Source organism: Pseudoalteromonas luteoviolacea H33-S, from assembly GCF_001625695.1.
In the GTDB taxonomy this organism is placed as follows: Bacteria; Pseudomonadota; Gammaproteobacteria; order Enterobacterales; family Alteromonadaceae; genus Pseudoalteromonas; species Pseudoalteromonas luteoviolacea_B.
Genome location: NZ_AUXY01000136.1, coordinates 1 through 9,303, shown reverse-complemented (window position 1 = coordinate 9,303; position 9,303 = coordinate 1). Strand labels below are relative to the sequence as shown.

Sequence of the window (9,303 nt, the reverse complement as noted above, 5' to 3'; positions counted from 1 at the left end):
TAGATCAGATATTTAAGCGGAATGGTATAAAAAGTTGTTGTTATACGGCAGATATTACAAGGTAGTTATGCGACATTTGTCGTAGATTAAAATGTTATGTTTTACGGAACATAAGCTCAGTAACTAATATAAGATTAAATAAAAAGGAACTTTATGAAAGAAGCTATGGATGAACTAAAAAGTGAGGTAAAAGCTAAATTGCTGTTTTGGAATAAGATTGAAAGCAAAGCAGTTAAAGTTGCTCTTGTATTTGTTTTTATTGGCTTAATCGCTTTAAAAGTATTTACCACTGTACTTACTTTTGACTGGCTGAAAAATTTATTCGCTTAATGAACTCACGGCTAAGTAAAACATAAACAGTGCCTCAACCATGGGCGCAAAACAGCAGGCTTGCGCTCTTTCGTCGCTAATTTCAGTCTGCTATTTTACGCAGTTTACGGCAAGCATTATAAGCTCTAGAGATTAGCATCATGCCATCCAAAGAAGTTCAGAGAATTATTCGTGTTGACCATGCTGGTGAGTTTGGTGCAATTAATATTTATCGAGCACAACGAACAGTAGCCAAATTTCTTTACAAGGATATTGTCGAACAATTAGATGATATGTTGCACCACGAAAAGGAGCACTTTGATACGTTTAATAGTTGGCTCGAACAAAATAGCGTCAGGCACTGTTATGCGCTTTGGTTTTGGGCTATTGGTGGTTACTTCTTGGGTTTAGTCACTGCGTTATTGGGGCGTAAATCTATTTGGGTTTGTACTCACGCCGTTGAATCAACGGTACTTCATCACTTGGACTGGCAGCTCAGCTACCTAAGCAAACACGACCCGAGTGCTTATGAAGCCGTATTGAGCATTAAACAAGAAGAGGAAGCGCATCAAAATTTGGGTTTACTTAATGGCTCTAACTCACTAGTTTATTCACCAATTCGGTTAGTCGTTAAATATTCAACTAAATTCGCAATTTGGCTGTCGACAAAACTGTAGGGGCTCTTACAAGGCTATAAAACCATGGACACAAAAAATCAGGCTTGTGCTTCTTCTTAGCTAATTTTAGCCAGCTATTTTATGCCGTTTAAGGGGTCGTTATGTACCTATGAAAATTCAATTAGCATTGGTGTTAATTCTTATAGCTTTGATTACTTTAGCTTGGCAACCAGCAAAGACTTTTTTACTTCAAGACTCTTGTTTAGAACAAGGAGGAAAGTGGGCATCAAATGGCAACTTTTGCATATATAAAAATTGTGCTGAAACCAGTTCTTGCAAACCAAGCTATAGGAATAACTCAATTTGTGAAGAATTAAAATCAGGCATATCTCAAGACGAGTTATATTTTCATTTAGGTATGCCTGAATCACGCTCTGACAATAATTTTGTATTCACAGCTGGCGGTGGAGAAAGTGAAATTACAGCAACTATAATGTCTGGTAAAGTTGTTAAGTTGCAATGCGGTACATAAAAAGCACATTATGAGCGGAACCAAAAGCTTGGCTTGGTTCGTACATCATCAATTATAGCCAAGTATTTTGTTCCGCATATGTGGGCATTAGCTGTTAGTCAGAAATTTCCTGTCTATGGGTACATCTAAATACCCTTTTTAAGTTGATTTTATTTTCTTAATTATATCTGCAATATCTTCAGTACTTATAAAGCCGGGTACTGTTTCTCCATTGGCAAATAAAATGGTTGGCGTGGCGCTAAAACCAAATTTTTGCGCCAACGCTTTTTGAGTATTGAGGTTGTTAATACATTCTGGAGTTGCTTGAATGTTTGTTTCAAAGTGCCCCGTATGCATTGCAGAGTCCATCGCTGCTTGCGGGTTTGTGGCGCACAGTGCATTTACGGTTTTATTGAAAGCTTTACTACCCGCTTTTCCTCTGGGCAACATGATATAATCGACGCTGATACCTAGCTGGTTTAAGTCTTTAATTTGAGCGTGAAGCTTTCTGCAAAATGGGCAGTCAATATCGGTAAAAATAGTTATTTTATGTCGTTCTTCAGTTGCTGAGTAGGTGAGTAGTTTCTCTCTTGGAATAGATGCGAGTAGTGTTTGTCTATGATGCTGATTTGCCTGTTCAATCAGATCTGTGCTTGTAGAGGTGTCGATCACTTTACCCCAAAATAAGTGTTGCCCATCTTTACTGGCAAGTAAGATTTGATTGTCGATTGTGACGCGCTCAAAAGTGTCATTAAATGAAGTTATTTCAAAGCTTGCCTTAGGGCCAAGCATTCGATGTAGCTTTGCACTTAGAACTGGGTTTGAGTAATTCGATGATTTATTAGTAGGTATCTCTGCGGATGCTGCATTAGGACTTGTGAAAGGTAAAATAGCAAACGCTAAAATTGATAATCGATTAAATACTTTCATTGGCTGCTCTCAATATTAGATATGTAAATACCTTTATAAAGTGAGCTGCACATGTTATGTCAGTATAAATGCCTCTAAGTTTCTATAATTATATATATTAACCTAATTATCATTGATTTACGCCTAAGCTGTGAATTGTCTTATGCTTATTAACTGGGCAGTATATTCAACGTTTTCACAATCTAGCTTTGAAGTCACAGAGTCTTTAAGTTCATTACAAAGTTGCGCATATTCGCTCTTTTCTATTTTGTTTTCTGCGTTACTTGATAGGGCCTCTTTACTGTCGATTTGTATATGTACCTGCGAGTTAAGAGGTTTATCTTGCTGTTTACTGACTAAGGCTGCGATTTGTTGTTCGAACATGTGTGCACTGCAGATTGCAAACCCTTCTTCAGCGGATTCTTTTCCTTGAATTGCAAAATCTAGCGCATCTTCAAAGTTATGCTGCATCGTGGCTATTCTGCTCAATAAAGAAAGTGCCTGTCCTCGATAATAACTTTGTGATTCATTTTCTAGCACTAATTCATGTGCTAATTGCTTAGCATGGGCTAGCTGCTGTTGACTGAATTTTATCTCGGCTAACAGTAGTTTGGCTTCTTGAGAGTAAGGGTTTTCTTTTAAGCTGAATTCCAGCCATTTTTGAGCTGTTGCGTAGTCTTGTGAACGATAAGCATCAACTGCATTTGTATAGCCGCTAAAAGCTGGTGGTAAAGTAGGCTCAAATGCATTGTCTTCTTGAATTAAAAAGCTCGTTGAGCTGATACCAAAAATGGCCAGGCATGCAGCAATGGCATAGTTTGCCACTTTGTTTGACTTTTTTACTGCGAGTTTGTCGATAGGAGCTAGCCAGTAATAGCCATGATTAGGTTGAGTGCGAATAAGATTTTTGTTGGGCGCGAGCTTACGTATTTCACTGATCACTTGAAAAAGGCGGTAATCTTGATGTTGTGAATTGCCCCATAAAGCAGTGTGTAATTCATCTTTGGTGATCAGAGTTTGAGGATTATTAATAAACATCTCTATTGCTTGCGCTGTTTTAGGTCGGATATGAATGGTTTTACCTGACTGGCATAATCGATAGCTTTGATCACAAAAGGTGAAGTCTAAGAATTTAAAAGTTGCCACGCGTTATCCTTTTTTCGCAAGATAGATGACATTTATAGTGCTTAATTTATGTGTAAGCAAGTTGGTAAAGCTTCTAAACGTCATTTAAATTGGGCTGGGCATGTACTTTAAAGTAATTGTACGCAGATTCTCTTTATGTATTTCAATAACAATTAAGTAAATTTATGTGTTTTGAGGTTTTCTGTTCAATAAAACGAACCATGCAGCAAGAAATAATAACAGTATGAAAGATGTTTTAAATAAAGGATGAGAAGCGCTAAAGTCTGCCTCGCACAAATTTCAGATGACATAAAGCCAAATAGGATTTGCACAAATATATTGCTGTAATCTTCTAAATTTTATAAAAGTATCTGTTCTACTTACTCTTTTCAAATATCACAGCTATGCGGCAAGTGATGTTCTTTAATTATTCCTAATTTGGTGACATCCGCTTCACTCGTTGTTATGGTTAAGATGAATAAAGTGCGTAATTAAAAAAGAATTAAATGGGACAATTAAATGGGACAATTAAATTAGAATTAAATGGGACAGGCACATTAATTTCGGCCTAAACAGCGCTCAAATTTAACTGGCATAAAAAGCCAAAAGGGACAGGCACAAATATATTGCCCTAATTCTTTTAATCTTGAAAAAGTGTCTGTTCAACTTACTCTTTTTAAATATCTCAGCTATGCGGCAAGTGATGTTCGTTAATGATTCCTAATTTGGTGACATCTGTTTAACTTATTGATATGGTTGAAAGTATTATATGGCGCATCTGGAAAGCTGTTGTTATACGGCAGACATTACGCTGTTGTTATGAAACATTTATTGTAGATAAAAATGTCAGGGCTTTTACCAAATTGCCTGCCTTGGAGTTAAAAAATGGAATTGTTTGAACAGTATCAAATCAGCATTTTAGTTATTGGCTTAACAGGCTTAATGTTTTTAGTTCAGCTACTTGTTGCCGATGTTGTCAGTATTAAAAAAGGTCAAATCCCTGGCACGATTGTAGAGCAAAGCCACGACAATTTTTTATTTCGCTCTAGTCGTGCTATCGCTAACAGCAATGAGACAGTAGGTATTTTCATACTTTTCCTAATGTTCGCATTTTTGTCTTCATCCAATTCTAGTTGGGTAAATATATCTGCTATGGTTTATTTTGTTGGCCGATTAGGTCATATGGTGTTCTATTATGCTAACTTAAAAGTTTTACGAAGCGTAGCGTTTGGGGTTGCTTTAATTGGTCTAGTTAGCATATTTCTCTCTGGTTTAGTGCGCTGGTTCTAGGGGGGCCAATTACACGCATTAATGCTCATCGGCTTTCTCAGGGGACAAACTAATGCTTCCCGTTTGTCGCCTCGTCAAAGTTTTAGTCAAACATGATTTGCCCGTTATGCTGCCCCACGACAGTCAACGAGTTCACCTTTGATAAGTAGATATGAGACTGCACCTATACATTCGGCTTATTGATTGAGTGTTAAATTCGGTTCTGGGTGAGTATTCGCTAAAAAAGTGCGCCTTATTTGTTAGACGAGCTTTTTTATCTCTCCTTCAATCAACAGGCTATGGCTTTTTCTGATAAAGCCAAATATATTGCTGTAATCCTTTCTATATTATAAAAGTGTCTGCTCAACTAACTATTTTTAAATATTACTGCTAATCGGCAATTGATGTCATTTAAGGATTCCTAATTTGGTGACATATGCTTAGCTTATTGTTATGGTTGAGAGTAATAAAGTGCGTATTTTAAAAGCTGTTGTTATGCGATATTTGTCGTAGATAAAAATATTAGGTAACTCATGGAAGAATTAGCATCGAACGAAATCCAATTTTTAGTTGCTTGTCTAGCGTCTGAAGAGTCCAATGTGAATGAACTTAAAACCGAATTTGATGCTAGGGGTGTCAAAGAAAAGAGAGTTCAAGACATATTAAAAAGGCTTATTTCAGACGGGACTATAGGCATAACAAAATATCATAACGAAGAATTTCACGATTACAGTAAAAGAGAATCACTTGATTTCGTTGAAAACTGGAATAACTTTGTGCTTGCTCCGCTTCAAATATACCTCACAGACGAAGGGTATAAACGCTGGGAAACTGATAACTGGGGAATTACTGCCAAAAGAGCAAGGAGTTTGATGTTTTCTAATCTTGGAAACTCAGTTCATGTTTAAAATAAGCCGTTACCTAATCAGCTACTCAAAAGGATGCAAAGCGCTTGTCTTGCGCTCCTTCGTCACTAATTTCAATTAAGCATTTATGCGCCTCTTAGTAAGGCGTGAAACAACTACGGATAGCCAGAGTATGATAAACCCTTTTATTCCCGAATCATTCAAGCCTCCGATGTTTTTTGATAGTGAAAATTTTCATTTCAGAGTTCTTGAAGAAGAAGTTGCGGAATTAGACTTTGAAGCAGTAATGTCCAGTCAAAAAAGGCTACAGGGAATATTTGGCCCTGAAACTGAGTGGCCTAAAGTTAATATGACCCTTGAAGAAAATATAGAAAGCTTAAAGATTCACAAACAAGAATTTGAAGCAAGAGATGCTTTTGCATATTCCGTATTCAACAATTCAAAGGAAAAATGCCTAGGCTCTGTTTATATAGATCCAAGCCAATCACCAAATTATGACTGTGAAGTCTACTTTTGGATCCGAGATGATAGTATTGCGTTAGAAAAAAGACTTTATCAGACTGTTTTAAATTGGCTTCAAGCCGCTTGGCCTTTCTCAAAAATAGCATTACCTGGCAAGTCGATTTCATGGAAAGATTGGACTGGTGAGTTAAAAGTAAAACCAAATAAGACAGGCACAAACATATTGCTGTAATTTTCTTTATCTTATAAAAATGCCTGACCAACCCATTCTCGATGCGTCAATTGATGCACTTAGTTAGTTTGCAATATAGTTGCATCGTTTTAACTTACTGTTATGATTGAGAGTAATAAAGTACGTATTTGAATAGCCGATGTTGTGCGTCAGAAATTACGCTGTTTTATTCAGATATTTATCTGTAGATTAAAATGTTGTACATATAAAATGAAAGCATCGAATAAAACAATAATCTTAATAATTACCTCATTCGTCATAGTCGCATTCGTCGACAGTTACTTCCTGTACGCAAAAGGGCAAGAAGGCGTAACCTTTCTGCTTCATACTTTGTTTATTGCGGTTTGTTGTTTTGTTTGGTGTAAACAACATGCAACGGAAAACTCTGTAAAAGACCTAAAGTTTTTCCCATTGTTATGTGGATTATTAAACGTTGTAGGTATACCTGCATATGGCTACGCTAAATTTGGCTTCAAAAAAGGCAGTAAGATTCTTGGAGGTTTTATTGGATACATGGTCGTTATCGTTTCATTAACTGGCGCTATAGATTTGCTTGTCAAACAAATGTATGTATAACCAAACCAGCCAAATAAGAAGCCAGTCAAATAGCAGTCCCCGAATTCAAGTTCCAAGTGCACCACTCAAATTATCAAGTGAAAAGGCTTCTTTCGGCGTCTGATAATCTAAACTTTTTCTGGGTCGGTTATTAATTTTATATACAACTTTTTGTAGCTCAATATCAGTTATAGTCGAGAAGTCAGTTTTTTTGGGGAAATACCGACGAATAAGACCATTTGTATTTTCATTTGTCCCTCGCTGCCATGAGCAATAAGGATCCGCGAAGTAGATATCTATTTTTAGTCTATCCTCGATCTTGCTGAATAGTGAAAATTCTTTACCATTATCTAGTGTAAGCGTTAGCCTTTTCGAGGGAGTTAAAGGCATAAACATTGACAGTGTCGCCTTATTAAAAGCATCCGCTGTTTTACTTTCTATTTTTTGGGCCATTAAGTATTTCGTAGCTCTATCCACATGAGTAACTATATATCCAGACCCTTTTTTTCCTTCAACAAGATCACCCTCCCAATCGCCAATACGAGTCCGCTTCTCTACAATAACTGGCCTCTCATGGATACTAACCCGACCTTTTATTTTGCCACGTAAGTCGCCGTATTTACGTTGCTTTTTTCTCTTCTTGTGACGCTTGGGTAACATTTAATTTCGGACAGGCACAAATTTATTGCTTAAATCGAGCTATTTAACTACTGTTTAAATATCCAGTTTAAAGTTGAGTTGCATGGGAATGACAAGAGCAAGGAAAGCACTGATAGATTTGTCGTCGACGCCTTATTATCACTTGATAGCACGGTGTGTACGCCGTGCTTTTTTGTGTGGAGAAGATAAGTATACAGGTAAAAACTTTGACCATCGACGGACATGGTTAGTCGAGAGAGTAAAACTGCTAAGCAGTGTGTTTGCGATTGAAATAGCAGCATATGCCATCATGAGCAATCACTATCATTTGGTAGTTAAAGTGAATAGACAGCATGCACTTAGTTGGTCAGATAATGAGGTAATATCTAGATGGTATAAGTTGTACAAGGGGAGCCCTATCATAGATAAGCAGCGAAACGGTGATGCTCTTAGTGAGGCAGAGCAACTGCTTGTATCTGAGTTAGTTGAAAAGTGGCGAGCGAGGCTGTATGACATTAGCTGGTTTATGAAAAACCTCAATGAATACATTGCAAAAGAAGCAAATAAAGAAGATGGCTGCACGGGTAAATATTGGGAGGGGCGATATAAATCACAAGCCTTGTTAGATGAAACGGCATTGCTCAGTTGCATGGTTTACGTGGACTTAAATCCAATTCGAGCCAACATGGCAAATAATCTTGAGGATAGCGACTTTACATCGATTCAAGAGCGCATAAAGCACTTTAAAAACACCAAATCAAACTCAAAAAAATCAAATCCAAATGAAGCCAAGAGCTATGTTAAACAACCTAAATCACTAAAACCGTTTGGTGCGAGGGAGCACGTAAACACAATACCTTTCTCGCTATTGGATTACCTTGAGCTAGTTGATTGGACGGGTCGTCATGTTCATCCTAAAAAGAAAGGCAGCGTACGAAAAGGTATTCCTAAAATTCTTGAATCGTTGAAAATTGAAGAATTGACTTGGCTGGAGAGGGGGCAAAATTATGGTACTTATTATGGAAACTTTGCAGGTTCGCAAACGGTATTAAGAGCGCATGCAGCTAAAAATGACATGAATTGGTATAAAGGAGTAGGGTAACCGAGTTTTGTATATGCCTCTCTTTCCAATCTAGTTCTCAATAGCTTATTGAAATGAAAATATTCCTAAGTTAAATTTATTGCTACCATAAGGTGGGTTATTATAGTTTTCCCTATGCATAAAACTCTCAGGTGGGCGGCTATGATTCGATTTTAATTTAAAAGTGTCTGTCCTAGTTTTTTACTAGGGACAAATGAAAATGCAAATGGCCTAATTCGTCGGTATTTCCCAAAAAAACTGACTTCTCGACTATAACTGATAATGAGCTACTAAAAGTTGTACATAAAATTAATAACCGACCCAGAAAAAGTTTAGATTATCAGACGCCGAAATAAGCCTTTTCACTTGATAATGTAAGTGATGCACTTGGAACTTGAATTCGGGTTTTAAAAGTGTCTGTCCTCTATTTTTTATCTGTCCTCTATTTTTTACTATTTTTTACAATAGCTTATTGAAATGAAAATATTCCTAATTTAAATTTATTGCCACCATAAGGTGGGTTATTATAGTTTTCCCTATGCATAAAACTCTCAGGTGGGCGGCTATGATTCGATTCTAATTTAAAAGTGTCTGTCCTAATTTTTCTATCCATATTAAGAAAATTTTTATCTATCTAATGGATTACAATATTGCCAGCAGGGAAAAAAATAGGCATGTTATTCAGTTTTTTCCATTGCTTGGCAAATCAAAACGGCCTTGTTTCCTAA

10 protein-coding genes are annotated in these 9,303 nt (G+C 36.8%); 7 read left to right on the top strand and 3 right to left on the bottom strand.

Annotated features, from left to right (window positions below; all coding sequences use genetic code 11):
• Window positions 1-153: 153 nt before the first annotated feature.
• From N477_RS26395 to N477_RS25205, 3 genes are all read left to right on the top strand, one after another.
• Window positions 154-330 carry a hypothetical protein gene (locus N477_RS26395; RefSeq protein WP_196760697.1) on the top strand — a complete coding sequence of 59 codons (177 nt, stop codon included), beginning with the start codon at window positions 154-156 and terminating at the stop codon, window positions 328-330.
• Window positions 331-470: 140 nt separating this feature from the next.
• Window positions 471-986, top strand: a complete 516-nt coding sequence (locus N477_RS25210; RefSeq protein WP_063364256.1) for a demethoxyubiquinone hydroxylase family protein — start codon at window positions 471-473, stop codon at window positions 984-986.
• A gap of 109 nt (window positions 987-1,095) precedes the next feature.
• A complete protein-coding gene (locus N477_RS25205; protein WP_063364255.1) occupies window positions 1,096-1,458 on the top strand; it encodes a hypothetical protein in 363 nt (120 codons plus the stop codon).
• Between the two features lie 138 nt (window positions 1,459-1,596).
• Here N477_RS25205 and N477_RS25200 read toward each other — a convergent pair whose 3' ends face one another.
• Window positions 1,597-2,367, bottom strand: coding sequence for a DsbC family protein (locus N477_RS25200; protein WP_063364254.1), 771 nt, complete (start codon window positions 2,365-2,367; stop codon window positions 1,597-1,599).
• 123 nt (window positions 2,368-2,490) lie between these two features.
• Entirely contained in the window at window positions 2,491-3,492 is a 1,002-nt protein-coding gene (locus N477_RS25195) for a winged helix-turn-helix domain-containing protein (RefSeq protein WP_063364253.1), read from the bottom strand.
• Window positions 3,493-4,356: 864 nt separating this feature from the next.
• On the opposite strand from N477_RS25195, the gene N477_RS25190 reads away from it, so the two are divergent.
• From N477_RS25190 to N477_RS25180, 3 genes are all read left to right on the top strand, one after another.
• Entirely contained in the window at window positions 4,357-4,761 is a 405-nt protein-coding gene (locus tag N477_RS25190; protein ID WP_063364252.1) for an MAPEG family protein, read from the top strand.
• Between the two features lie 512 nt (window positions 4,762-5,273).
• Entirely contained in the window at window positions 5,274-5,648 is a 375-nt protein-coding gene (locus tag N477_RS25185; RefSeq protein WP_063364251.1) for a hypothetical protein, read from the top strand.
• Between the two features lie 130 nt (window positions 5,649-5,778).
• Complete coding sequence (locus tag N477_RS25180) at window positions 5,779-6,300, top strand: hypothetical protein (RefSeq protein WP_063364250.1); 522 nt, start codon at window positions 5,779-5,781, stop codon at window positions 6,298-6,300.
• A gap of 621 nt (window positions 6,301-6,921) precedes the next feature.
• On the opposite strand, the gene N477_RS25170 is transcribed toward N477_RS25180, so the two are convergent.
• Window positions 6,922-7,515 (bottom strand): IS30 family transposase, encoded by a 594-nt coding sequence (locus N477_RS25170; protein WP_231098175.1) that lies wholly within the window; start codon window positions 7,513-7,515, stop codon window positions 6,922-6,924.
• Window positions 7,516-7,603: 88 nt separating this feature from the next.
• Here N477_RS25170 and N477_RS25165 point away from each other — a divergent pair, with 88 nt between their 5' ends.
• On the top strand, window positions 7,604-8,596 hold the full coding sequence (locus N477_RS25165) for a transposase (RefSeq protein WP_196760696.1): 993 nt from the start codon (window positions 7,604-7,606) through the stop codon (window positions 8,594-8,596).
• The last annotated feature ends 707 nt before the right edge of the window (window positions 8,597-9,303 follow it).

What these genes read in the sequence shown, in the direction of transcription:
- N477_RS26395 (WP_196760697.1), top strand. Translation starts at nt 154, where the DNA reads ATGAAAGAAGCTATGGATGAACTAAAAAGTGAGGTAAAAGCTAAATTG.
- N477_RS25210 (WP_063364256.1), top strand. Translation starts at nt 471, where the DNA reads ATGCCATCCAAAGAAGTTCAGAGAATTATTCGTGTTGACCATGCTGGT.
- N477_RS25205 (WP_063364255.1), top strand. Translation starts at nt 1,096, where the DNA reads ATGAAAATTCAATTAGCATTGGTGTTAATTCTTATAGCTTTGATTACT.
- N477_RS25200 (WP_063364254.1), bottom strand. Translation starts at nt 2,367, where the DNA reads ATGAAAGTATTTAATCGATTATCAATTTTAGCGTTTGCTATTTTACCT.
- N477_RS25190 (WP_063364252.1), top strand. Translation starts at nt 4,357, where the DNA reads ATGGAATTGTTTGAACAGTATCAAATCAGCATTTTAGTTATTGGCTTA.
- N477_RS25185 (WP_063364251.1), top strand. Translation starts at nt 5,274, where the DNA reads ATGGAAGAATTAGCATCGAACGAAATCCAATTTTTAGTTGCTTGTCTA.
- N477_RS25180 (WP_063364250.1), top strand. Translation starts at nt 5,779, where the DNA reads ATGATAAACCCTTTTATTCCCGAATCATTCAAGCCTCCGATGTTTTTT.
- N477_RS25170 (WP_231098175.1), bottom strand. Translation starts at nt 7,515, where the DNA reads ATGTTACCCAAGCGTCACAAGAAGAGAAAAAAGCAACGTAAATACGGC.
- N477_RS25165 (WP_196760696.1), top strand. Translation starts at nt 7,604, where the DNA reads ATGACAAGAGCAAGGAAAGCACTGATAGATTTGTCGTCGACGCCTTAT.